Genomic DNA, 22,928 nt, shown 5'->3' with positions numbered 1-22,928 from the left:
AAGCGGCGGGGGCTTTTCGGCGTGCGCGGGCGTAAAATTCTGCCCGTAGGAGGTGGCCATATGAGCCTAAGAATGAACACAGCCACCACCGTCCTGCCAGTCGATGATCCGATGCGCGCCCGTAGGTTCTACACAGAAAAACTTGGGCTCCCGCACCGCGGCATGACAGACGATGGAAGCGAACTACTCGGCATTAACGGCGGCCCGATGCTGCAGCTGATGCCCGTCTCGGACGGCAAGCACTCCGAGCACACTGCACTGAGCTTCGAGGTGACGGACATCGAGCGCACGGTCCGGGACATGGAAGCCAGGGGAGTGCAGTTCCAGGACTACAACCTGCCCAACCTCAAGACCGACAACCACATCTGCACCACGAACTCGGAGAAATGCGCCTGGTTCATGGACTCGGAACACAACATCCTCTGCGTCCACGAATCGCTTGGCCTCCAAGCCGAGTACGAACTCTAGGAACGTCCTGAAAGCGGTAGGGGACCCCGATTACCGGGGCGCCCCTACCGTCGTCATAAGAGACTGTCAGGATTCGGCGCCGCTGTGCAGGCCGTCGTCGCTGCTGTCGTCCGACGGCGCCGCCCCGGTCTGGTCCGAAAGGTCCGTGTTGCCGCGGGCTTCGTCCAGCGTGGGGCCGCCGGAGGGGACGCTGTAAGTGTCCGGGCGGATGCCGTGGGACTGTTCCTCGATCAGCGCCTGCTCTTCACTGAAGCGGATCGCGTTGGCTTCGTCCGCGGCATCCTGGGGAATGTCCTCGCGGACTTTGGACGGGTCCGGAATGATGTATCCGCCGTCTGCTTCTTCTTTGGGGTGGCTCATTGTCTAACCTTCCTGTTGGTGGTGGTGCTACTGGGTTGGCCGGTCGATCAGGTCTGCCTTGACGTCAAGGCTCTGGTCCCCGCGCTTGACCTTGATGCCTACGGTGTCGCCGGGATTCCGGTTGCGCAGTTCCGTCAGGAGCTTCTCCGGAGCGGTAAGCTGCACTCCTTCGAGAGACTCAAGGACGTCGCCGGGGCGGATGCCGGCACGTCCGGCTGGGCCTTCCTCGTCCACTGACAGGACCACGACGCCGGTGCTCGCCTGGATGCCCAGCTGGTCGGCGATCTGGGGTGTCAGTTCGCCCGGGGTCAGGCCGAGGTAGGCGTGTTCGGCAGTGCCGTCCGCCAAAAGTTCCTCCGCAACCTGCACGGCCGTGGCAGCAGGGATGGCAAAGCCGAGGGAGACGGCACCAGCCGACGGCGGAATGTAGGCCTCACTGATGCCGATGATCTCGCCGCGCATGTTGATGACCGCACCGCCGGAGTTGCCGGGGCTGATGGGCGCGTCAGTCTGGATCAGGTCCACCAGGGAAAGGCTGTTGGACGCGGAACCCGGAATGGACCGGTGAAGCCCGGAGATGATCCCCGCGGTGGCGGTGTTTTCGAATCCCAGCGGCGATCCCAACACCAGGGCACCCTCGCCCACCCGGGGAAGGTTGCTCTGGTACGTGGGCTTCGGCAATCCGGTCCGGTCGGCCTGCACCAAGGCCAAGTCAGTGACGGCGTCGGTTGCCTTGACCGTCCCGGCTACCCGCTGGCCGTCCGCAAAACCGACTTCAACCGTGGTGTTTCCCCGGATAACGTGCTCGTTCGTGAGAATGAGGCCGTCCTCCGAATAGACCACGCCGCTTCCCAGCCCGCCACCACGGGTGAAGATGGTTACTACGGACGGGGAAAGATTCGCCACCAGATCGGGAACGGTGGCACCCGGCGACGCGTTGTTGCCGGATGTCGCGGCGGAGGTTTCGCTTGGCGCCGGAGGAGTGGGCGAGCCGGTGCACGCGGTGAGCGCCAGGGAAGCCGCCAGCACCGCGCCGCCGACTGCTGCACGTGCACGGGCCGGACGGCATAAACCCTGGCTGATGGTGGTGCTCATGGTCGACCTCCTGCGGATGCTGGCTGGTCCTACCACCGTAGCCGGGGAGCAACAAAAATACCAAGCCTGCTTAGCATCCTTGGAATTGGGAGCCCGGGGGCGCATCAGTGGGGCAACCAGAAGGCGACCGGCGCTACCTGGTTGGGAGGGGCTAGGGCTGGGAGTGGAGCCCGTCGAACGCCATGGTGATGACGTCGTCGGCAAGGCGTTGCGGGGAGAGGGCGCCGCCGGGCTTGTACCATTCCACGATCGAGTTGATCATGCCGAAGAGGAGCCGGGTGACGGTCCTGGGATCGATGTCCTGGCGAAGCGAGCCCTCGTCCCGCGCGTTGGAGATCAGCCCGGCCACCTTGTGGTCAAAGGTGCGGCGCCGTTCCAGGGCATCGCGTTCAATCTCGGTGTTGCCCCGCAGGCGCAGGAGCAGCGTGACGAACGGCAGCCTGTCCACCAGCACGGCCACCGTCTGCCGGAGCACAAACTCGAGCCGGGAATCGGCTGCACCGGACGTAGCCTCGGGTTGTTCCAGGATGGCCTCAAGGCCGCCGAGCGCGTGGTCCAGGGCGAGCTTGAGGAGGTCGCCCTTGGACGGAACGTGATGGTAGATGGCGGACTTTGAGATGCCCAGGTTGTCCGCCAGGATTCCCATGGATGTTGCGTCGTAACCGTGCCTGTTGAACACGTCGACGGCGATGCGCAGCACCGACTGCTGGTCGTATCCGGGCCGGCCGCGCTTGGCTCCGGCGGCGGAACTGGCTGTTTCAGTGGAGCTGGGCATGGGGCCTAGTTTCTCATGAACGGTCGGTCAGTCTGTGCGGGCTGGTGCTCCTAGCCCTTCGGCCGCAGGTCGTAAATGCGCCGCAGCTTGCCGTTGGACCGCTCCAGCGAGCCCGGCTCCACCACGTCCACTGAGCACGAAGAACCCACGTGGATCTTGATCTGCTCCTTCAAGGTGCGCGCCGCCGTCGTGCTCTGCTCGTGGCTGACAGCGTCCCGGCGTTCGATCCGGACCGTCAGCTGGTCCATCCGCTGGCCCTCGGGGCGGGTGAGTTCGAGCTGGAAGTGCGGGCTGAGCTCGGGGATCCGGAGGGCGATTTCCTCGATCTGAGACGGGAAGAGGTTCACGCCGCGGAGGATGATCATGTCGTCGCTGCGGCCGGTGATGCGTCCCATCCTGCGGTGCGCCGGGCGGGCCGTGCCGGGCAGGAGCCGGGTGAGGTCCTTGGTGCGGTACCGGATGATCGGCAGCGCTTCCTTGGTGAGGGACGTAAAGACGAGTTCGCCGTGTTCGCCGTCGCGCAGGACGTTCTCCTTGCCCACCACGGGATTGAAGGCGTCGATGATTTCCGGGCGGAAGTGGTCCTCCCAGATGTGGCTGCCGTCCTGGGTCTCAACCGCCTCGCCGGCGACGCCCGGGCCCATGACCTCGGAGAGTCCGTAGATGTCGCAGGCCTTGATGTTCATGGTGACTTCGAGTTCGTGCCGCATCTCCTGTGTCCACGGCTCGGCGCCCAGGACCGCGAACTTCAGCGACGTGGAAGTGGGGTCGATGCCCATGTGCGCCATCGCGTCGGCGATGGTCAGCAGGTAGGTGGGAGTGGCCAGGATGGCGTCCGGCTGGAAGTCCTGGATCAGCTGGATCTGGCGTTCGGTCTGGCCGCCGGACATCGGGATGACCGTGCAGCCCAGTGCTTCGGCGCCGGCGTGGGCGCCCAGGCCGCCGGTGAACAGCCCGTAGCCGTAGGCGTTGTGGACCTTCATGCCGGGCCGGATGCCGGAGGCACGGAAGCTGCGGGCCACGAGCTTGGCCCAGTCCGCCAGGTCCTGTTTGGTGTAGCCGACGACGGTGGGCCGGCCCGTGGTGCCAGAGCTGGCGTGCACCCGGGCTACTTCGCTCTGCGGAACCGCGAACATGCCGAACGGATACTCGGCGCGCAGGTCGTCCTTCGTGGTGAACGGGAAATTGCCCAGGTCGCTGAGCTCGCGCAGGTCGCTGGGGTGGACGCCGGCGTCGTCGAACTTGCGCTTGTACAGGGGGACCCGGTCATAGGCGTAGGCCACGCTGTGCTGCAGCCGGCTGAGCTGGAGCGCTTCGAGCTCGTCGCGGGAGATGGTTTCCTCGCGGTCCAAGGCAGCGGCTGACGCCGCCGTTGCCGTGGCGGCGGACATGGGGGTTTCGGGGGCGTGGAGGGTCATGGTTTCCTACTTCTTGGGGATGGTCCGGCTGCGGCCGCGGAACTCGGCAATGAGTTCTCCCGGGGCCCGGGCGCCGGCGTCGGCAGCGAAAATCTGGATGTCGTACAGTCCGCTCCGTCCCGCGCTGGAACGGCGGTCGGCGACGGCGGTAATCACCTGGCCGCGGTAGGCCGGCTTCAGGAAGTTGATATCGACGCCGGCGGCTACGGTGATGTTGTTTTCCTCGCCGGGGGCCGGGTGGACCGGGTTGCAGGCCATGGCGAAGGCGGAATCCGCGAAGGCGAAGATCATTCCGCCGTGCGCCATGCCGAAGCCGTTGAGCATTTCCTGCCGGAGGGTCATCCGGATGGTGGCGTGCCCGTCGCTGACGGTGAGGACTTCGATGCCCATCCATATAGAGGCGTAGTCGTTTTCCAGGATGGGGTGGATGGCCCCGGAAACTGTTGTTTCAGCCATGCGTCATTGCCTCCAGCTTTATTTACCGAATGTTCATTAGGTAATCCCATGAGGGGGTCCGGTGTCAAGGCCCGCCCCTTCCCGCGAGATGGCATTTGGCGGCAGTCCCGGGCCCCAACATCGCCGCGAAGTGCCATCTCGCGCAGGGGGAAGTGCGAGGATGGGAGGACCGGCACCAGCAGACCAGCAAAAGGGCGGACCATGGCCAAAAGCATCTACGTCAGCGCAACCACTCCAGGATCGGGGAAGTCCCTTGTGGCCCTGGGCCTGGCGGACACCCTTCACCGCCATGCGGACAGGATCGGCTTCTTCAAACCCGTGGTCCACGGCACGGACGCCGCCGACGATCCGATGGTGGCGCTGATGAAGTCAAGGTTCGCGCTGGAGGATGAGCGGTGCCGCGGCGGCCTCACGCACGAGGAGGTCCGGTCCCTGCTCGCCGAAGGCAAACGCGAGGAGATCGATTCCCGTTGCGTGGAGATGTTCGCCGAAATCTCCCGCCACTGTGACGTGGTGATCGTGGAGGGAACGGACCTCACCGGCCAGGACGCCGCCGTCGAATTCGACCTCAACGCCCGCTTGGCCAACAACCTGGCCGCCCCCGTGGTTGCCGTGGTGGGTGCCAAGGGGCGGACTGTGGCGGAGGCAGCGGCCGCCGTCGAGGTTGCCCGGAAGGAGCTTGCTGCTGAGAAGTGCGCCCTGCTGGCCATCATGGTGAACCGCGCTGATCCGGACGACGTCGAGGCTATCGCTGCCGCCGTGAAGCCGGGCGCCTCAAAGCGGCCCGTGTACGTCCTGCCGGAGCTTGAGGAGATTGCCCGCCCCACCACCGGTGAGGTGGCTGCCGCCCTGGGGGTGCGGCAGATCGCCGGCCGGGCGGACATGGAGCGCGACGTTCGGGATATCAAAGTTGCGGCGATGAATGTGGGCAACTTCCTGAACGTGCTGGACGACGGCGCCCTGGTCATCGTGCCCGGGGACCGCGCGGACGTGATGGTGGCATGCCTGGCGTCGTCCTTCTCGCCTGAGTTTCCCGTGGCTTCAGCGCTGATCCTCACTGGCGGGCTGGCGCCGGACGCCAACATCTATCCGCTCCTGGCGCAGGCGCCGTTCCCGGTGTTCGCCGCCACGGATGACACGTACACCACCGCCCGCCGCGTCTCCGAGGTCCGGAGCGAGATCTGGTCCGGGCACCGCCGCAAGGTGGCCTCGGCCCTCGGGCTCTGGTCACGAACAGTGGATGAAGCGGAACTGGTGGAGCGGCTGCACCTGCCGCGGGCCGAACGCATGACCCCGCTCCGGTTCCTGCACGACCTCATCGAACGGGCCCGCGGCCAGCGCCGCCATGTGGTCCTCCCCGAGGGGACCGATGTACGGATCCTGCGGGCGGCCGAAATTTTGCACCGCCGCGACGTCTGCGACCTCACCGTCCTCGGCCCGGAATCGGATGTCCGCGAGCTGGCCGCCGCCCGCGGCATCGACCTGTCCGGGATCAATATCGTGGATCCCGCCACCTCGGACCTTCGGCAGAAGTTCGCCGAGCAGTACTCGGAGCTGCGGGCGCACAAGGGTGTTGACCTGCCCAAGGCCCTGGAGATCATGCAGGACGGCAGCTACTTCGGCACCATGATGGTCCAGCTGGGTGTGGTGGACGGCATGGTGTCCGGCGCGGCCCACACCACCGCGCACACCATCCGGCCGGCGCTCGAGTTCGTGAAGACCCGCGAGGGTGTGAAAATCGTTTCGTCCGTGTTCCTGATGCTGATGCCGGACCGGGTGCTGGTCTACGGCGACTGTGCAGTGAACCCGGACCCGAACGTGGAACAGCTGGCGGACATCGCTCTCGCTTCCGCCGAGACCGCAACACAGTTCGGCGTGGAGCCGCGGGTGGCCATGCTGTCCTACTCCACCGGCGGGTCCGGCTCCGGTGAAGCCGTGGACGAGGTGCGGCAGGCCACCGAGCTGGTGCGCGAGCGCCGCCCGGACCTGGCCGTTGAAGGCCCCATCCAGTACGACGCCGCCGTGGACGCCTCGATCGCCGAGTCCAAAATGCCGGGATCTTCAGTGGCCGGGCAGGCCACCGTGTTCATCTTCCCGGACCTCAACACCGGCAACAACACCTACAAGGCGGTGCAGCAGAGCTCGGGTGCCGTCGCCGTCGGGCCGGTCCTGCAGGGGCTGCGAAAGCCGGTCAACGACCTCTCCCGCGGCTGCACAGTAGAGGACATCGTGAACACGGTGGCCATTACGGCCATCCAGGCGCAGGCTTTCTAACAGCGGTGGTTGAGCCTCCCCAGGGGCGGGGCCCGGCCGAACCCGTCAAGCGTCGCTGTTGTGCGGCCTGACCACACTGTCCTGATCATCCTGGTGGGCCGGCTCGTCGGCCAGGCCCTGCGGGGTGAGGTCGAGGTCCTGCAGGTTCTCCGGCGCTTCCGGTGCCTCCCCGGTTTCCCCGGCCTTGTGGGCGCCGGTGTCGTCCAGGGCCGGATTCGCACCCTCCACACCGGTGGGATCCTTCGACCCGGAACCTGCGCCGCCTTGGGCGTTGAGCGCAGCGGTGTTGCTGGATCCCGTGTTGGTGGGGTCGTTCTCGTCGATCGAAGCGGGCTCGTTCGTCATGGAATTGTCCTCTCGGGGCGTGGTCCAGCCTGTCCCGCCGACTCTAGGCACAGGCCGCTCCCAATCGCAAGGAAACTGCGTGGCAGCAGGGCAACCTATAGTGTGGTTTGAACTGCAGAAGCCAGGCTCAGGAGGCCCCGCATGCTCGTGCTTGTCATCAATTCCGGCTCGTCCTCGCTCAAGTACCAAGTGCGCGACGTCGCCGCAGGCAGCGTATTGACCGAGGGGCTGATCGAAAAGATCGGCATGGGCAACGGCGGAGACGGTGACGGCGAGATCGAGGGCCCGCGGGACCACGCCGAGGCGCTGGAGCAGGTGGACGCAGCCATCCACCAGGAACTGGGCGACCTGGAGCTGGCCGCCGTGGGGCACCGCGTAGTGCACGGCGGCGAGCGGTTTGCCGAGCCGGTGCTGATCGACAATGAGATCACCCGCGCGATCGAGCGGCTCAACCCGCTGGCGCCCCTGCACAACCCCGCCAACGTCCTGGGCATCCGTGCGATCACCAAGAAGTGGCCGGACATGCCGCAGGTGGCCGTGTTTGATACAGCGTTCCATCGCACCCTTCCGGAGCACGCCTGGCGCTACGCTGTCCCGGACGAGCTGTACACCAACCACGGCATCCGCCGCTATGGCTTCCACGGCACCTCCCATGAGTACGTCACCCGCCGCGCCGCCGCGCTGCTGGACCTTCGGGTTGAGGAGTTCGACGGCGTCATTGCCCACCTGGGCAACGGCGCCTCCGTCACGGCCATCCGGGGCGGCCGTTCCGTGGACACGTCCATGGGCTTCACCCCGCTGGAGGGCCTGGTGATGGGGACCCGTTCGGGCGACCTCGACCCCTCCATCCTGGTGTTCCTCGGCCGGGCGGGCTGGACCCCTGAAGACATCGACACCATGCTCAACCGCGAATCCGGGCTGAAGGGCCTGGCCGGCAACAACGACATGCGCTCAGTGGTCGAGGCAGCCGAGGCCGGCGACGCCAAGGCGGCCACCGCGCTCGGCGTCACCTCGTACCGGCTGGCCAAATACATCGGGGGCTACCACGTGGCCGTGGGCGGAGCCAAGGCACTGGTGTTCACCGCCGGCATCGGCGAGAACTCCCACCAGTTCCGCGGGCTGGTTGCGGAGAAGCTGGGTGCCCTGGGCATAGAGCTCGACGCCGGCCTGAACGCCGAGCGGTCAAAGGAACCCCGCGTCATTTCCACCCCACAGTCCGCCATCCCTGTCCTGGTGGTTCCCACTGACGAGGAACGTGCCATCGCGGAGGCGACGGCCGCCGTCGTAGGATCCGGGCCTGCCCGCTAGCCTCCTTCCCATGCCTGACATCACCCTGCCGATCCGCACCGAACGGCTGATCCTGCGCCGCTTCGAAGCCAGCGATTTGGAGGCCTTCCACGCCTACCACTCGCTGCCGGCGACCGCCAGGTTCCTGCCGGGACCGGCGAAAACCTACACGGAGTCGATGGAGCGGGTGGGCCGGTACGCCAACTTCGTTTTCAGGAAGGAGGGCGACTGGGTGGCTCTCGCCGTCGCGGCAGTGGACGACGGCGGGCTGCAGGGCGAGGTGGTCCTCAAATGGCTGCCGGGGTGCGGGCAGGCCGAAGTGGGCTGGACCCTGGCGCCGGGTGCCAGGGGCAAGGGCTACGCCACCGAGGCCGCAGCGGCGGTGCTCCGGCTCGGTTTCGAGGAGCTCGGCATGCACCGGATCGAGGCGCGCCTGGACGAGCTCAACACGGCATCTGCCGCGCTTTGTTGCCGGCTGGGCATGCGGCAGGAAGCGCGGCACGTGGACAAGTGGCACTACAAAGGCCAGTGGGCCACCGAGCTGATTTACGCAGTCCTGGCTGACGAGTGGCGCGTGGACCAGGCCCTCAAGCAGCAGAGCGGAACCCGAACCGCCCGCTAAGCGCGGCCCTTGAGAATCAGGTTCCAGTACACCTGCGGGAAGATGTCCCGGTCCACCACCCAGGACAGCTTGCTCTCGTTCCACATGGGGATGCGCGGGATCGTGGGCATGGGGCGGTACCGGTCATCGAACTCGGCAAACACCACTGTGTTGCGCGATACCGTGAACGGGCACACGGAGTAGCCGTTGTACTTGGCCGGCAGCGGTTTCCCCTTCCGGGCGGCCACCAGGTTTTTAGCCAGTACCTTCGTCTGCTTGCGCAGGGCGCCGCCGGACTTGGAGTTGGTGGTCCCGGCGGCGTCGCCGAGGGACCAGACGTTGTGGAACCGTATGTGCCGGAGCGTCTGCCGGTCCACTTCCACAAAGCCACCCGCGTCATCCGGTGCGGGCAGGTTGGTTGCCTTCAGCCAGTCCGGCGCGGATTGGGGCGGGACGGCGTTGAGGACGTCGTAGTGCAGGTTGTCCTCGGCGCCGGATTCGGTGTCCCGGATGGTGGCCTTCTGGCTGGCAGCATCCACGGACACCAGTTCGCTGTTGGTCCGCAGCTCGATGCCGTACTCCGCGATCTTGCGGTCCAACTCCCGGTCCACCTCCGCCACCCCGAACACCGTGGGGTAGGGCTGGACCATCACCACCCGGATCCGGTCCAGGACGCCCTGTTCCTTCCAGTAGTCGCAGGCAAGGTACATGGGCTTTTGGGCCGCGCCGCCGCATTTGACCGGTCCGGCCGGCATGGTGAACACGGCGGTGCCGGACGTCAGCCCGCTCAGCAGCGTCCAGGCCTTCGGCGCCAGCTCGAACTCATAGTGGGAGGCGCCGTTCGGCGAGTGCACGGCCTCGGCCAGGCCAGGCACGTCGTCCCAGTCGTACTGCAGGCCCGGGCAGACCACCAGCTGTCCGTACGCCACGGTGGCACCTGAATCCAACGTGACCGTGTTCGAATCGGTGTCCACGCCCGCAGCGGAGTCCCGGATCCAGGTGACGCCGTCCGGAATCAGGGGTTCCTGCGGCCGGACGGCTTCCTTGGCTGCTGCCCTGCCCCCGGCGATGTGGGAAAACAGCGGCTGAAAGAAGTGGTGGTCGCTGGGCTCAATGAGGGCCACGTCCTTGACGCTGTAGCGCTCCAGCCGGGCGGCCAGGGAAATCCCGGCGTTGCCGCCGCCGATGATCACAACCTCGTGCTGTGCGGCCATTCGCGTTACTTCTTTTCCGTCAGGGCGGAGGCCTTGTGTGCGGCCCGCGCGCCGGTCTTGGCCGATTCCACCACGTACTGGGGCTCGTCCTCGCTGGCGCGGTGCGTGTGGCCGTCCAGCTCGAAGTCGCTGGTTTTCTTCTCCACAATCTTGCCGTGCGTTGTGCCCTGCGACGTGTTCCATTCCACGGACGTTCCCTTGCTCAACGACATCTGCTCTCCTAGCTGGGGTTTGCGGTGGGTAGGGGCTCAGCGGCGGGGGCCGTGCCCCCAGTATCCGCCGTTGGAACCGGCGTCTCAATGGGTGCGGACGACGGCGGCGCGTCGGCGGGAGCGGGCTGCGTCACCGGCGCGGTGGCGGCCCCCGTCCCTGCCGGAGCGGGTGCGGCGGGCACTGTTGCGGGCGTACTGCCGGTAGCCGGGGTACCGGCGGGCGCGCCGGTGGGTGTTGCGGCCGGCGCCGTTGGAGGCCCCGCGGTGTTCGTTGCAGTGGGAGCGACGGTTTTCGTGGCGCTCGGATCGGCCTTGATAATGCCCGTGATCTGTTCCTTGTACGCGGACAGTCTGGCCTGGATTTCCGAGAGCGGCACGTTCCGGATGTTCCGGCCGTACTCCGCAATTTCGGCCCACAGTGCCGTCAGTTGCTCCCTGCCGGCTTCACTCAGCGGGCCGTCCAGGGTAAGGACGAGTTGGCTGGCCAGCGCAAAGGTGAGGCATTCGACGCAGTTGTAGTTGGCTGCCGCAGAGAGGTTTTCCGGAACCACCACGTCCGCCTGCCCCACGATGAGCACCACCTGGAAGCCCACCGCCACGGCGGCGCAGCCGGTACAGCTGGCAAAGGCGTAGGCCTCGTTCCGGGTATCCACGGGTTCGCCGTCCTCGGCCCACACCAGCGCGAAGGCCACGCTGTAGGTGACCGAACCGTCGGTGGTGTTCACGGCGAGTGCCTGGTTGCCGTCCTCCTCCGGGGCGGCCGGCCGGTCGAACGGGAACACCCAGGACGGCGGTACGGAACCGGCGGTGGAACCAGCAGGGGATGAACCCGGGCTGGAGCCCGGCGAAGCCTCCACCGGAACCAGCACCATGCTCAGCTGAGGGTTCTCGCGCGTCGGCATCGCTGCACCCTCGGGCCACAGCACCACGGTCCTCCCGCTGCCGCCCTCCCGCAGGACTGTGCCCGCAGCCGGGAAGACAGACGTCGTTGCATCCGCCAGCGTGCCGCGTTCGTACGGCTGCACCGGACGGTACGTCCCGCCGTCGGGCCACCATGCCCAAGCGAGCCCGGCCAGCAGCACCGCCACGGCGCCCATGGCGGCAGCTCGCTGGAGGACCTTCCCGCGGGTTTTCTGCCAGAGTCCGGTAACCAGCTGCCGCAGCAGCCGCAGCAGGATGTAGAGCATGCCCAGCATGGGAAGGGCCACGGCCACGATGGCCAGGACGCGGACCGCAGCGCCGGCGACATCGCCGGCGGAAAGGCTCTCGGCGAGCAGGCCCTGCTGCCGGGCGGCGCTGCTCCACGCCGTGGCCAGCAGCCGCGGCAGGGCGAGCACCATCATAGCCAGGCTGAACAACAGCAGCGGCACGGTGACCAGCACCCACACCGTCACCACGGCACGGGCCCACGGCTTGAGGACCTTGTTCTCCGGACTTCCCCACCGCCAGGGAAGCAGGCCCAGCAGGACGGGCTTGATGCGCTGGAACAGGTCGGGCACACCGGTGGCGTCGGCCAGAATGTGGTATCCGTCAAACCTGACCAGGGGAAGCAGTTGCCGGACCATCTGCAGGATCTGGGTGACCACCACCAGCAGCAGCGCATCAAAGCCGGTGGCCCACCACAGCGCCATGATGGCCACCGCAACAATCCCGTTGAAGTACAGGCCGCCAAGGTCTGTCCGTAGCCGACCGCCGCGGCCCAGCCGGTACGAGTCCGTCACGTCGGTGAAGAACGCCGGCCAGACCAGGTATAGCCCGGCGCCCATGGCTCCGGGCGTGGCACCGCCCTTGCGCGCAGCCGCGGCATGCCCGAACTCGTGGAAACCGGCGGAGACGATGGTGATGGCAAAGATCAGCAGGAGCAGGACAGGGTGCTCGAACGCTTCGTGGGTGGCCGATCCGAGCCCCTTCACCATCAGCACCCACCAGCACGCGGCCAGGAATGCCACGGTCACCGCCACCACGATCAGCGGATTGAACAGGGCTGCGAAGGGTGCGGTGATCCTCCGGGTCCGCTCCGGATCCGTCACGGTATAGCGGAAGCGCATCCCCAGCAGCGGGTCAGCCTTCCGGACCTCCGGCTGGGATCCGTCTGCGAGGCGAAGCAGGCCCAGCGGCAGGAGTTGGGAATCCATCAAGGTGCGCACGTTCTCGGCGCTGATAAGCCTTCCCGATGCCTGGCTGGCTTGGGCGGCGATGTCTTCCACGGTGCGCCTGCCGTCCACAGCCTCCAGAACCGCGTACAGCAGTGGCGTCAGCTGCAGGGTCTGGCCGTCCGCGCGGCGGACCAGCGACGGCGGTTCCCGGTATCCGGACCCCTCGGACCGGCCGATGAGCTGGACGCCGTCGGCCCGGGCGGGATCCTGCAGCGGGTGCTCGGCAACGGGGGCAGCGGACGACGGCGGGCCGGCCTGGGGGCGCGGCCCGCCGCTGGCGTGGGTCATCTGTGCTTACTGCTCGAGGTCGGACTGCTGGTCGGCAGAGGCGTTGGCTTCGCCCTCGATGTGCTGTGAAATGATGGCGTCCTGTTCGGCCACGGCATAGGCCTGGCTGTCGATGGAGCCGATGTTCGCGGCGACGGCGGCGTCGATCGGGGCGGCGACGTTCGCGTTGGCCGCCACTGCACCATTGATCGGGGCGGCGATGTCGGCGTCGGCGGCAAGGTCCACGTTGACGTTGAGCAGGTCCCCGTCCAACGCGGCGGCGGGATCCACCGGCAGCGCGCCGACGTCGGGCAGGGCTTCGCCCAGCCCTTCCTCGGGCACGATGCCGTCGGTGGATGTTCCGTCGGGGAGGAGGCTGCCGCCGTCGGCCGTGGCGCCGGTGCCGGTGGCCTCGGTGCCGTCCGTTTGGGCAGTGATGCCACCGTCGTCAACGGTGTCGTTGCCTTGGTTGATGGTGCTGTCCTGGGTGGATTCGGCGTTCGCGTCGGCCACGATGCCCTGCTCAATCATGACGCCCTGGTCAGCGAGGGCCTGTGCGTCAGAACCGTAGGAGAGGATGTTGGCGGAGGCGGCGGCGTCGATCGGTGCGGCCACGTTGGCGTTGGCCGCGACGGCGAGGTCGATGGGTGCCGCCGCGTCGATGCCGAGGTCCAGATCCGCATTGAGGTCCAGGACAGAGGCAACTTCCTTGTCCGGCAAAGCTGTTGCCTGCTCCAGCATTAGTTCGTCATCGGTCAGGGGACGCATTTCCTGTTCCATGCTCACGCAACCTCCAGTGTGGCGCGGGTTGTCTACCCCCAGCGGGCAGCCAGCGCCAGACAATAGTAAGCATGATTATGTTTTTTGGAAATCAGTACCGATGAGGGTTCAGGCCCCAGCGGCGGGTTCGATGGAGGTTGCGATGCCGTCCTCTGTGGTGCTCGGGTCGGCCTGGACGACCGTGATGATCTGCTCCTTGTACGCCTCAAGCCTGTTCTGAATTTCGGAAAGGGGGACGTCCTCAAGGTTTGTGCCGTACTCGTCGATTTCGCACCACAGTGCTGACAGCTGTTCCATAGTGTCGTCATTTAGCGGGCCGGCAAGGGACAGGACCAACTGGTTGGCCAGCGCATAGGTATTGCACTCGGTGCAGTCGTAATTCACAGCTGCGGACAGGTTCTGGGGAGCTATGACATCGGTTTGTTCCTCAATCAGCACCACCTGAAATCCCACGGCCACCGCCGTGCAGCCTGTGCAGCTGGCGAACGCGTACGCTTCATTTCTCGTCTCTACCGGATCGCCGTCCTCGGCCCAAACAAGTGCGAACTCCACGCTGTAGTCCACCGAGCCGTCGGTGGTGTTCACCGCCAAGGCCTGGTTGCCGTCCTCCTCCGGGTCCTCCGGCGGGTCGAACGGGAATACCCAGGATGGGCCGGGATCGTCCCAGTCGGCAGGCGTGGCGGCGCCTGCCGGTACGGCGCGTTCGTCATGCTGAACCGCGCCGTACGCGGCGGCGCCGGGCCACCATACCCCCGTGAGCCCGGCCAGGACGGCTGCAGCAGCCCCCAGGGCAAGGATGCGCACGGGGAAAACCGCCCCAAGTCGCTGGCAGCCATTCGCTCCGTCGTCGCTGTGCTGGGAAACCATGCTCACGTCACCTCAAGTTCCGGCGCGGGTTGATCTGCCCCCCAGCGGACAGCACTGCGTCAGATAAGAGTAAGCATGATTAGCTTTTTTGGGAACCAGGCCGAATTCGTCTGGCCCCCCGCGATGGAGCAACAGGTGTGCCTATTTCAGGCCAGCCCCCGGGAGCAGCTCCGTGGCACCGAGGGAATCTGCGATGAAGGCGTAGTCCCAAGCCCGCTCGCGCCACTGGACATACCGGCCGGACGCGCCGCCATGGCCGCCGTCCATCTCGATCTTCATCACTACCGGCTCGGATCCCGTGGTCCTGTTCCGCAGCTCCTGCACCCACTTTGCCGGCTCCACGTACAGGACCCGGGTGTCGTTGAAGGACGTTACCGCGGCGATCTTCGGGTACGACGCCGGGCGGACGTTCTCGTAGGGCGAGTACGACTTCATGTAGGTGTAGACCTCGGGGTCCGTGATGGGGTTGCCCCATTCCTCCCACTCAAGGGCGGACAGCGGCAGCTCCGGATCCAGGATGGTGGTGAGCGCGTCCACGAACGGCACCTGCGCCACGATCGCGGCATACTTTTCCGGGGCCATGTTGGCCACGGCACCCATCAGCAGTCCGCCGGCCGAGCCGCCCAGGGCCGCTATCCGGGAGGGATCCACCCAGCCCGAGCCTGCCAGCCAGTCCGTGGCGTCCACGAAGTCGGTGAAGGTGTTTTTCTTGCTGAGCTTCTTGCCGTCCTCGTACCAGTGCCGGCCCAGTTCGCCGCCGCCGCGGATGTGGGCGATCACAAACACCACGCCGCGGTCCAGCAGGGACAGCCGCGCGATGCCGAAGCCGGGATCCATGCTCAACTCATAGGAGCCGTAACCGTACACCAGGCCCACCGCAGTCGAATCCTGCTTAACCGCCTTGTGGCGCAGCACGGAGAGCGGGATGCGGGTGCCGTCGCCCGCTTCAGCCCATTCCCGGGTGGCCACGTAGTCCTTGCCGTCGTACCCGCCCAGGACCGGGCTTTCCTTTCGGAGGAGCAGCTCGCCGGCGGGCTGCCCGGAAGTAGGCAGGACAAAGTCGTAGACCCGGGACGGCGTGAAGTAGGACGTGTAGCCGAGCCGGATGACTGGGGCCTCGTAATCGGAGCCGCCCACCCCGGCGGTGTACAGCTCCTCGTCGAACGCGGGCTCCACCGGTGCCTCCTGGGCCGCAGTGCCCAGGCCTTCCAGCCCGATGACCTGCACGCGCTCGATGGTGTCCTTGCGGATGGAAACGACGAGGTGCGTGGAGGTGACGCCTGCGCCGTTGACGCGGACGTCGTCGGAATGTTCAACGACGCTGTCCCACCGCTGCTCGGGGAGCGGCTTGCGAAGCTCGGCCCAGTCAGCCAGGGAGACCATGGAGTTGATGGCGCCGCGGTTGTGCGTGAGCAGGATGCGTTCGGTCTTGACGCCGTCGGGGCCCGGCAGCAGGAACGGTTCGGCCTCGTAGAGTACGCGCTCACCCCGGGAAATAACGGTGGTGAGCTCTTGGGCGGGATCATCGAACCGGAGAAGCCGGGTCTCACTGTACTCAGAGCAGCCGATGCCCAGCACGAGATAGCGCCTGTCAGCGGAGAGCTCAAAGCCCAGCCACATGGCGACGTCGTCCTCCTGGTAGATCACCACGTCCTCGGAAACGGGTGTTCCCAGGGTGTGGGCCTTGACCTGGTAGGGGCGCCAGGAGTCGTCCACCAGTGTGTAGAAGATGCGGGTGCCGTCCGGGGAGAAGGAGACGCCGTAGAAGACGTTTTCGATGACGTCCGGCAGCAGCCCGCCGGTCCGCAGGTCCTTGATGCGCAGGGTGAAGCGTTCATCGCCGGCGTTGTCCACGGCATAGGCGTAAAGGGTGCCGTCCACCGTGACAGCGGTGCCGCCAACCGAGAAGAACGGCTTCCCTTCGGCCTCGATGTTGCCGTCCAGCAGGATTTCCTCGCCCGGGATACCGACGCCCGGTTCCACGGCCGGGGGAGTCCAGTCCGCGACGGGGTTGCCGGTGTTTTGGGCACGGACCCGGCACTGGATGCCGTACTCCTTGCCTTCCGCCGAGCGGCTGAAGTACCACCAGCCGTCCTTGCGGTGGGGGACGGACAGGTCTGTTTCCTGGGTGCGGCCCTTAATCTCCTGGAAGATCGCCTCGCGCAGCGGCTCCTGATGCGCGGTGACTGCTTCCTGGTAGGCGTTTTCGGCCTTAAGGTGCTCCACTACCTCGGTGGATTCCTTGTCCCGCAGCCACTCGTAGTTGTCCACGAACGTGTCCCCGTGGTGAATGCGCTCGGAGGCGATTTTCCGGGCAACCGGGGGAGTGGGGGTGGGGGTCGCAGTGCTGGCGGAGTCCTGCAGCGGAGTCTGGGTCATGGGTTCAAATATATAGACCCGCCCTGACATTGGACCGGCCGTTCGCTACCGGACGAGGCCCTAGTAGGGTTTCGGCGGCAGGCGTATCCTGTTCACGCTAAGGCACATCCGCCCAGCGTGAGAAGGGAAGTTTATGACCATCCCGCCAGTGCACGAGCCCGAGCCGTTCCCGCCGGAGCCAGGCCCAACCCCTGATCCCGGCCAGCCCGGCCACCCCGGTCCGCCATCGCCCAACCCGTTTCCCGTACCGGAGCCTCCCGGGCCACTGCCCGTGCCGGACCCGGGTCCTGAGCCGCTCCGTCCCGACCCAACCCGGAGCTAGAACAGCTATCACGCCACGCGCCGAAGGGGCCCTTTGCACACCGCGAGGGCCCCTTCTGCGTGCCCATCCGCACCCCGCCTGGAGCCGGAAAAACTTTTGCGAAAACCGCTTGCAGATCTTCCTGGACGGTGCTAAAAAATCTGTATCAGCCAATACAGATCGGCTGGTACCAAAACAGTGTTGGACCGTCTCTCACGAGGAGGGAAGCCATGTTGATGCGAACCGATCCGTTCCGCGAGCTGGACAGGCTGGCCCAGCAGGTCCTCGGCACCACAGCGCGTCCGGCAGCGATGCCAATGGACGCCTGGCGTGAAGGCCAGGACTTTGTAGTCGCCTTTGATCTGCCCGGTGTTTCAGCGGACTCAGTGGATCTGGATGTTGAACGGAATGTCCTGACGGTGCGGGCGGAGCGCCCGGAACCCGCAGGCCAGGACACGGAGCTGATCGCCTCCGAGCGGCCGCGCGGCGTGTTCAGCCGCCAGCTGATCCTCGGGGACACGCTGGACACTGACAACGTGAGGGCGTCGTACGACGCCGGTGTCCTGACCCTTCGGATTCCTGTCGCTGAAAAGGCCAAACCGCGTAAGATTGAAGTTGAGACGAAGGGGGCAAAGCAGGAAATTTCCGCTTAGTACCCAGCAGGATCGGGATGTCGGGTAAATGATTGTTGACTGCCTTTTGGGGCGGATAGCCATTCTGAGCACGCCACAGCGCTGAACACGCACGGCAGGGTAGGCCTGCACTTCCCGGTACGGTGGCCCCCGGTTTCGGCCGGGGGCCGTCCCATGCCCGGGCTTCGAACGCCCCGGGGCGCTGTTAGGTATTCAGCTCCAGCATCAGGGCGGGCAGTTCGTCGGCCAGTTCGCGGGCGAGGAACCCGAGGGGGCCCAGCCTGCTGGCGAGCCGGTCTGCTGCTGCAGCGTGAAGATGGGTCCCCCAGCATGCGGCCTGCGCGCTGGTGGTTCCCCGGGCGCGAAGTCCCGCGATTGCCCCGGCAAGGACGTCCCCGCTGCCGGAAGTCCCCAGCCCGCCGTACCCGGTGGTCATCTGCCAGAGTTCGGATTCCTCCGGCGCGTCCTCGCCGGACGGACGTGCGATGAAGCCCTGGCAGCTCACCACCGCCTGGAACGTATCCGCGATCTCAGCAATATCGGCAGCCAGATCCTCCACCTTGCGGTCCAGCAAAACAGCTGCCTCCTTCGGGTTCGGCGTGAGGATCAGCCGCCCCTTCCACGGCTCCAGCAGGTCCGCCACCTTCACCAAGGCACCCAGGGCATAGGCATCAAGCACGACGGCGGGACCACCGCCAGCGTCCCCCTCACCAGAGCCTGAATCACCAGAGCCTGAATCACTGGAGCCGGCCGCCTCCCGCTCCAGCAGTGCCCGCAGCAGCTCCGCCGCGAGGTCCGGATCGTCCAGCCCGGGGCCCACCAGGATCGCATCGGCGCGCTCGAGGTACGAGGAGATCCGGTCCAGGCCCTCACCGGTTACCGAGCCGTCCGCGTTTTCCGGCAGCCCCATGGCCCCGCATTCCGGCAGGGCCACGCCCAGCTGCATCGCCACCGACTCCGCCACGGCAAGCGTGAGCTTTCCGGCGCCGGCCCGCAGCGCAGCCGTACCGGCCAGCAGTACCGCACCGGGCGTGGCCCGTGCACCACCGATCACCAGCACCGAGCCGCGCGAATACTTGTCCGCGCCCGGCGCCGGCAGCGGCCAGCCGCGAAGCAGCGACGGCGTCACCAGCGTCGGGGAAGCGGTGGCAGCCCGGGCTGTGGCCAGGGAGTCATTTTGGGTGGACACTGGCATCTCCCGCATGCTCGGTGACTGTTACACCCTGCTCGGTGAGGTGGTCCGCCACGTTGAAGCTTTCCAAGGTCCAGGGCCCCTCACCGGACGGCCGGACGTAGCGGGTCAACGAAGCGTTGAGGACCGACGTGCTCGCGGCAAGGTCCAGGATTTCCTGCTCATTCATGCCCTCCAGCACGTAGCGGAACAGCAGGATCACGGCGTCGTGGCACACCAGCATCACCCGGTGCCCGGTGCCGAGGCTGTTCAGTTCATCCAGGACGGAACGCAGCCGCAGTGCCACATCAGCCCAGGATTCGCCGCCCGGCGGCCGATAGTAGAGCTTGCCCAGCCACTCGCGGCGCTCAGCCTCTTCCGGAAAGCGGCTTTCAACACCGCGGCGTGTCAGCCGGTCCAGGATGCCGAGTTCGCGGTCGCGCAGGCGTTCATCGGTCCGCACCTTGACGGGCCAGCCCGCTGCTTCGATGGCGATCTCGGCCGTCTGGCGGGCACGGGCGTACGGCGAGGAAACCACGGCATCCGGCCGGACGTCCTCAGCAATGCGGGCCAGCGCGGCGCCCAGGGCCTTGGCCTGTTCCTGCCCGGTTCCCGAGAGGTCCACGTCTGCGTCCCGGGCCGGCACCTCGATGACCTCTGCCCCCGCCAGCCGCGCATCGGTGGCAGCCACGTTCCCTTCGCTCTCACCGTGGCGGATCAGGATCAGATCCACCGCCCCGGCTTCTTGGACAGCCTCTGTCAGTCCGTCCTCTTCCACAAAGAATCACCCCGTCCGTGTGCCGTGCCGAATGCAGGAACATTACCAGCGGCGTACCCATGGGCCAGGGAAAGTAAACGAGGTGGGTCAATCGACGACGGCGGGAGGCCGCCCGGAAGCGCAGCGAGCGGCAGCGCCACCGGGAGCCGCCCCGGCTACGGCTGCGGCGTCAGCACCTTTGAGAACACCGTGGCACCGTTGGCATTCCGCAGGCTCACGGTAAAGGTGTGGTCATCCAGTTGCACGTGCCCGAAAAACTGGTTCTCGCCGTCGCGCGGCGACTCTCCGGGGAAGCGCCCGGCCTTGGAAAAGACCACCTCGGGGCCGAACGTTCCGTCCATCGGGTTGGGGCCGAAAGAGCCGGCGGCGATGGGCCCGGCCACGAATTCCCAGAACGGGTCGAAGTCGGTGAAGGCGGCGCGCTCGGGGGAGTAGTGGTGGGCGGCGCAGTAGTGCACGTCGGCCGTGAGCCACACCACGTTCTTAACCCGGTTGTGCTTGAACGCGCTCAGCACCCCCGCGATCTCCAGCTCGCGCCCAAGTGGCGCACCGGCGTCGCGGTTTGCCAGGCTCTCCTGGTTTACGGCGCCGTCGGGCACAATGATGCCCAGCGGCAGGTCGGCGGCAATCACTTTCCAGGTGGCCTTTGATTTCGTGGCTTCCCGGATCAGCCAGTCCACCTGTTCCTGGCCGAGGATGGACGTGGCGTACGACTCCTTGCCGTCGGTGTTGGGGGACTTGAAGGTGCGCATGTCCAGGCAGAAAATGTCCAGCTGGGGGCCGCGGCTGATCTTCCGGTAGATGCGCGCGGGCTGGTACTGGCCGGCGTCGTCGAACGTGCCGGGGCGCCAGAGCGCGGACGAGTCGGCGATCGGCATGTTCTCCTGCCACGCCTGCCGGCCGCGCGCCGCGAGGGTGTTGACGTCGCGGACCGTGTAGCGCGGGTCCTCGAGGATCTCGCCGGGGTACCAGTTGTTGGTGGTTTCGTGGTCGTCCCAGTTTGCGATCACCGGCACGTCAGCGAACATGGCACGCATGTTGGCGTCCATGGAGTTGTACCGGTGCCGGCCGCGGAATTCGGTGAGGGTTTCGGCCACCTTGGACACCTCCTCGGTCACCAGGTTCCGCCACACCTGCCCGTCCCGTTCCACCACGGTTTCAGTCAGCGGTCCGTCCGCGTACACCGTGTCGCCGGAGTGGATAAAGAAGTCCGGCCGGGCCTGGTGCATGGCCCGGTAACCGCGCATCCCGCCGATCTCCTCGTTGATGCCCCAGCCCTGCCCGGCCGTGTCACCGGTCCAGACGAAGCTCTGGACGGACGACGCCGGCACGTCGCCCCCGTTGCCCGTCCCGGCGTCGGGAGCCGTGCGGAAGGTGCCGCGGACCGTCTCACCGGCAGCGCCGCCGTCGTCCTCGAAGTTGATCTCCAGCGCGAAGCGGGTGTTGGACGGCAGGTTACCGGCGTGGATCTTTGCGGTGAAGTCGGAAGCCTGGGTGGCGCGCGGCCCGCGGAGGGTGCGCTCGAAGGAGCCGCGGCCGCGCAGGACCCCGCCGCCGTCGTCGACCGCCCGCAGTATGGCTGTCATCCGGCCGGGGCCTGAAGCGCGGGACCACAGCACGGCGGAGTCGGAGGTGACGTCGCCGGTGGCGATACCGCTGGGCAGGGTCAGCCGGTTCCGGACCAATGCAATGCCGGCGGGTTGCTGGCCAGGGGCGGCCTGCGCAGCTGCGGGTGTGGCTGCCAGTGCGGCGGCGAGGACGGAGCCCTTGACGATGGTGCGGCGAGAAATGTCAGTCATGGGGGCCAGCCTTCCGGCGCCCGGCGCACGGACCGTTTCCCATAGGTGAACGAAGGGTAAGCCGGGGCTGAACAGCTGGCTTACGGCACTGCGAACTCCTTGATCCGTCCCTCCCGAAGGGCGGCCCCCACGGCATTGATGGCGGCGTAATCCGGGAGCAGCACGGACTGCCCGGCGATGAATCCGTTCCCGGCCGTGGGCAGGGTCATCATGCCGATGGCGTTCGCGTTCAGGTTGCGGAGGCTGTAGGCGAGGATGGCGGCCTGCGCCGGGTCAAAGCCCTTGTTCACTGTGAGGCAGCAGGACGCGAACTCCACCAGGCCCCTTACCGCCGTCACGTTCTTCAGGGCGCCGCCGGCCGTGAGGCGGGCGAGGACGGCCCGCAGCAGGGCCTGCTGGTTGCGCACCCGCTGGAAGTCGCCGTCGATGAACGCGTGACGCTCCCGGGAGAATTCCAGCGCCGCCTGGCCGTTCAGGTGATTCACGCCCGGGCCGAAGACGTGCTTCGTGTCGTGCGTGGACTGGAACGGGACGGGGACCTTGACGTCGATGCCGCCCAGCCCGTCCACCAGAAGCTTGAAGCCGCCGAAGTCCAGCATCAGGGTGTGGTGGATAGTGATCCCAAACAGTTGCTGCACCGTCCGGGTGGTCATGTCGATGCCGCCGTACTGCAGCCCGGCGTTGATCTTTCCTCCACCGAAGCCGGGGATGTCCACCCACAGGTCCCTGTTGATGGAAACGATGTACAGGGACCGGCGGTCAGCCGGGACATGGACCAGCATCAGGACGTCTGAACGGTGGTCCATGGGCTGGCCGGTTGCCGCGGTGTGGGCTGCGGCATCTTTGGCGATGCCGCGCATGTCGCTGCCAATCACCAGGACGTTCATGGCCACGGCAGGGTGTTCCGGGATGGATGGAGGCGGCGGCGGAGGAGGCAAGGCCGGCAGCGGAGTTTCGGAAGCTGTCCCAGCGGGGGTTTCGCTTTGAGTTGCGGCAGGCTGGGCCTCGTTGCCTGCGCGGTTGAGGCTGACGACGGCGACGACGGCAACCGCCACCAGGACCACCGCCAGCAGCGCCGCAATCCAACGTCGCCGCCAGAGCACCAGGCCAAGACCGCGCGGGTGGGGGCCGGAGGGGCTGGTGCCGGGTTCGGAATCGCCGGGCGTGCTCATTGTGCCTCACCTCATCGTGGGGATGGTGGGATCAGTGTCCGCCCGCCGGGCCCTCCCTGGCTACAAACGTGTCCAAACTGTCACCTGCCATGGCCGCCGCCGTCGGACTCACCGGGCCGCC

General features: G+C 66.8%; 21 protein-coding genes. 5 read left to right on the top strand and 16 right to left on the bottom strand.

The genetic code is table 11. The annotated features are described in order from the left end of the window. Positions 1 to 72 precede the first annotated feature (72 nt). Entirely contained in the window at positions 73 to 468 is a 396-nt protein-coding gene (locus tag M1E07_RS16285) for a VOC family protein (RefSeq protein WP_461187667.1), read from the top strand. 66 nt (positions 469 to 534) lie between these two features. On the opposite strand, the gene M1E07_RS16280 is transcribed toward M1E07_RS16285, so the two are convergent. From M1E07_RS16280 to M1E07_RS16260, 5 genes are all read right to left on the bottom strand, one after another. Next, the gene (locus tag M1E07_RS16280) at positions 535 to 828 is read right to left on the bottom strand and encodes a hypothetical protein (protein ID WP_461187666.1); all 294 of its coding nucleotides are present in this window, start codon (positions 826 to 828) and stop codon (positions 535 to 537) included. A 27-nt stretch (positions 829 to 855) separates the two neighbouring features. Next, positions 856 to 1,923: a S1C family serine protease gene (locus tag M1E07_RS16275; protein ID WP_461187665.1), complete on the bottom strand. Its 1,068-nt coding sequence runs from the start codon at positions 1,921 to 1,923 to the stop codon at positions 856 to 858. A 151-nt stretch (positions 1,924 to 2,074) separates the two neighbouring features. Beyond that, positions 2,075 to 2,698, bottom strand: coding sequence for a TetR/AcrR family transcriptional regulator (locus M1E07_RS16270; protein WP_461187664.1), 624 nt, complete (start codon positions 2,696 to 2,698; stop codon positions 2,075 to 2,077). Positions 2,699 to 2,748: 50 nt separating this feature from the next. Continuing rightward, a complete protein-coding gene (paaK, locus tag M1E07_RS16265) occupies positions 2,749 to 4,116 on the bottom strand; it encodes a phenylacetate--CoA ligase PaaK (RefSeq protein ID WP_461187663.1) in 1,368 nt (455 codons plus the stop codon). Positions 4,117 to 4,122: 6 nt separating this feature from the next. Next, the gene (locus M1E07_RS16260; RefSeq protein ID WP_461187662.1) at positions 4,123 to 4,572 is read right to left on the bottom strand and encodes a hotdog fold thioesterase; all 450 of its coding nucleotides are present in this window, start codon (positions 4,570 to 4,572) and stop codon (positions 4,123 to 4,125) included. 201 nt (positions 4,573 to 4,773) lie between these two features. Here M1E07_RS16260 and pta point away from each other — a divergent pair, with 201 nt between their 5' ends. Beyond that, entirely contained in the window at positions 4,774 to 6,846 is a 2,073-nt protein-coding gene (pta, locus tag M1E07_RS16255) for a phosphate acetyltransferase (RefSeq protein WP_461187661.1), read from the top strand. Between the two features lie 45 nt (positions 6,847 to 6,891). On the opposite strand, the gene M1E07_RS16250 is transcribed toward pta, so the two are convergent. Then, positions 6,892 to 7,191: a hypothetical protein gene (locus M1E07_RS16250; RefSeq protein ID WP_461187660.1), complete on the bottom strand. Its 300-nt coding sequence runs from the start codon at positions 7,189 to 7,191 to the stop codon at positions 6,892 to 6,894. A 141-nt stretch (positions 7,192 to 7,332) separates the two neighbouring features. Between M1E07_RS16250 and M1E07_RS16245 the strand changes: the two genes are divergently transcribed. Together M1E07_RS16245 and M1E07_RS16240 are read left to right on the top strand one after the other, a co-directional pair. After that, positions 7,333 to 8,499, top strand: coding sequence for an acetate kinase (locus M1E07_RS16245; RefSeq protein WP_461187659.1), 1,167 nt, complete (start codon positions 7,333 to 7,335; stop codon positions 8,497 to 8,499). A gap of 10 nt (positions 8,500 to 8,509) precedes the next feature. Next, the gene (locus tag M1E07_RS16240; RefSeq protein WP_461187658.1) at positions 8,510 to 9,100 is read left to right on the top strand and encodes a GNAT family N-acetyltransferase; all 591 of its coding nucleotides are present in this window, start codon (positions 8,510 to 8,512) and stop codon (positions 9,098 to 9,100) included. On the opposite strand, the gene M1E07_RS16235 is transcribed toward M1E07_RS16240, so the two are convergent. From M1E07_RS16235 to M1E07_RS16210, 6 genes are all read right to left on the bottom strand, one after another. Then, on the bottom strand, positions 9,097 to 10,293 hold the full coding sequence (locus tag M1E07_RS16235) for an NAD(P)/FAD-dependent oxidoreductase (protein WP_461187657.1): 1,197 nt from the start codon (positions 10,291 to 10,293) through the stop codon (positions 9,097 to 9,099). The two genes, M1E07_RS16240 and M1E07_RS16235, sit on opposite strands and share 4 nt — an antisense overlap. Positions 10,294 to 10,298: 5 nt before the next feature. Next, positions 10,299 to 10,505 (bottom strand): hypervirulence associated TUDOR domain-containing protein, encoded by a 207-nt coding sequence (locus tag M1E07_RS16230; protein ID WP_461187656.1) that lies wholly within the window; start codon positions 10,503 to 10,505, stop codon positions 10,299 to 10,301. A gap of 8 nt (positions 10,506 to 10,513) precedes the next feature. Next, positions 10,514 to 12,949: a zinc metalloprotease gene (locus M1E07_RS16225; RefSeq protein WP_461187655.1), complete on the bottom strand. Its 2,436-nt coding sequence runs from the start codon at positions 12,947 to 12,949 to the stop codon at positions 10,514 to 10,516. 6 nt (positions 12,950 to 12,955) lie between these two features. Next, a complete protein-coding gene (locus M1E07_RS16220) occupies positions 12,956 to 13,708 on the bottom strand; it encodes a peptidoglycan-binding protein (protein WP_461190419.1) in 753 nt (250 codons plus the stop codon). Between the two features lie 108 nt (positions 13,709 to 13,816). Beyond that, complete coding sequence (locus M1E07_RS16215; protein WP_461187654.1) at positions 13,817 to 14,575, bottom strand: hypothetical protein; 759 nt, start codon at positions 14,573 to 14,575, stop codon at positions 13,817 to 13,819. Positions 14,576 to 14,716: 141 nt separating this feature from the next. Then, positions 14,717 to 16,954, bottom strand: coding sequence for a S9 family peptidase (locus M1E07_RS16210; RefSeq protein WP_461187653.1), 2,238 nt, complete (start codon positions 16,952 to 16,954; stop codon positions 14,717 to 14,719). Positions 16,955 to 17,485: 531 nt separating this feature from the next. Between M1E07_RS16210 and M1E07_RS16205 the strand changes: the two genes are divergently transcribed. Further along, positions 17,486 to 17,908 (top strand): Hsp20/alpha crystallin family protein, encoded by a 423-nt coding sequence (locus M1E07_RS16205; protein WP_461187652.1) that lies wholly within the window; start codon positions 17,486 to 17,488, stop codon positions 17,906 to 17,908. Positions 17,909 to 18,092: 184 nt separating this feature from the next. On the opposite strand, the gene M1E07_RS16200 is transcribed toward M1E07_RS16205, so the two are convergent. From M1E07_RS16200 to M1E07_RS16185, 4 genes are all read right to left on the bottom strand, one after another. Continuing rightward, positions 18,093 to 19,082 (bottom strand): NAD(P)H-hydrate dehydratase, encoded by a 990-nt coding sequence (locus tag M1E07_RS16200; RefSeq protein WP_461187651.1) that lies wholly within the window; start codon positions 19,080 to 19,082, stop codon positions 18,093 to 18,095. Next, positions 19,060 to 19,836: a histidine phosphatase family protein gene (locus M1E07_RS16195; RefSeq protein ID WP_461187650.1), complete on the bottom strand. Its 777-nt coding sequence runs from the start codon at positions 19,834 to 19,836 to the stop codon at positions 19,060 to 19,062. Before M1E07_RS16195 ends, M1E07_RS16200 begins: the two co-directional genes overlap by 23 nt. Positions 19,837 to 19,991: 155 nt before the next feature. After that, entirely contained in the window at positions 19,992 to 21,635 is a 1,644-nt protein-coding gene (locus M1E07_RS16190) for an alkaline phosphatase D family protein (protein WP_461187649.1), read from the bottom strand. Positions 21,636 to 21,715: 80 nt separating this feature from the next. Then, on the bottom strand, positions 21,716 to 22,807 hold the full coding sequence (locus M1E07_RS16185; RefSeq protein ID WP_461187648.1) for an LCP family protein: 1,092 nt from the start codon (positions 22,805 to 22,807) through the stop codon (positions 21,716 to 21,718). Positions 22,808 to 22,928: the final 121 nt, after the last annotated feature.

The sequence above is a fragment of the Arthrobacter sp. Z4-13 genome, from assembly GCF_054792705.1.
Note: the sequence above shows the minus strand (reverse complement) of the source record. Positions and strands in the feature narration are given on the sequence as shown.

Bases quoted from the DNA above. Each gene is read 5' to 3' on its own strand.
- M1E07_RS16285 (WP_461187667.1), top strand. From the start codon at position 73: ATGAACACAGCCACCACCGTCCTGCCAGTCGATGATCCGATGCGCGCC.
- M1E07_RS16280 (WP_461187666.1), bottom strand. From the start codon at position 828: ATGAGCCACCCCAAAGAAGAAGCAGACGGCGGATACATCATTCCGGAC.
- M1E07_RS16275 (WP_461187665.1), bottom strand. From the start codon at position 1,923: ATGAGCACCACCATCAGCCAGGGTTTATGCCGTCCGGCCCGTGCACGT.
- M1E07_RS16270 (WP_461187664.1), bottom strand. From the start codon at position 2,698: ATGCCCAGCTCCACTGAAACAGCCAGTTCCGCCGCCGGAGCCAAGCGC.
- paaK (WP_461187663.1), bottom strand. From the start codon at position 4,116: ATGACCCTCCACGCCCCCGAAACCCCCATGTCCGCCGCCACGGCAACG.
- M1E07_RS16260 (WP_461187662.1), bottom strand. From the start codon at position 4,572: ATGGCTGAAACAACAGTTTCCGGGGCCATCCACCCCATCCTGGAAAAC.
- pta (WP_461187661.1), top strand. From the start codon at position 4,774: ATGGCCAAAAGCATCTACGTCAGCGCAACCACTCCAGGATCGGGGAAG.
- M1E07_RS16250 (WP_461187660.1), bottom strand. From the start codon at position 7,191: ATGACGAACGAGCCCGCTTCGATCGACGAGAACGACCCCACCAACACG.
- M1E07_RS16245 (WP_461187659.1), top strand. From the start codon at position 7,333: ATGCTCGTGCTTGTCATCAATTCCGGCTCGTCCTCGCTCAAGTACCAA.
- M1E07_RS16240 (WP_461187658.1), top strand. From the start codon at position 8,510: ATGCCTGACATCACCCTGCCGATCCGCACCGAACGGCTGATCCTGCGC.
- M1E07_RS16235 (WP_461187657.1), bottom strand. From the start codon at position 10,293: ATGGCCGCACAGCACGAGGTTGTGATCATCGGCGGCGGCAACGCCGGG.
- M1E07_RS16230 (WP_461187656.1), bottom strand. From the start codon at position 10,505: ATGTCGTTGAGCAAGGGAACGTCCGTGGAATGGAACACGTCGCAGGGC.
- M1E07_RS16225 (WP_461187655.1), bottom strand. From the start codon at position 12,949: ATGACCCACGCCAGCGGCGGGCCGCGCCCCCAGGCCGGCCCGCCGTCG.
- M1E07_RS16220 (WP_461190419.1), bottom strand. From the start codon at position 13,708: ATGGAACAGGAAATGCGTCCCCTGACCGATGACGAACTAATGCTGGAG.
- M1E07_RS16215 (WP_461187654.1), bottom strand. From the start codon at position 14,575: ATGGTTTCCCAGCACAGCGACGACGGAGCGAATGGCTGCCAGCGACTT.
- M1E07_RS16210 (WP_461187653.1), bottom strand. From the start codon at position 16,954: ATGACCCAGACTCCGCTGCAGGACTCCGCCAGCACTGCGACCCCCACC.
- M1E07_RS16205 (WP_461187652.1), top strand. From the start codon at position 17,486: ATGTTGATGCGAACCGATCCGTTCCGCGAGCTGGACAGGCTGGCCCAG.
- M1E07_RS16200 (WP_461187651.1), bottom strand. From the start codon at position 19,082: ATGCCAGTGTCCACCCAAAATGACTCCCTGGCCACAGCCCGGGCTGCC.
- M1E07_RS16190 (WP_461187649.1), bottom strand. From the start codon at position 21,635: ATGACTGACATTTCTCGCCGCACCATCGTCAAGGGCTCCGTCCTCGCC.
- M1E07_RS16185 (WP_461187648.1), bottom strand. From the start codon at position 22,807: ATGAGCACGCCCGGCGATTCCGAACCCGGCACCAGCCCCTCCGGCCCC.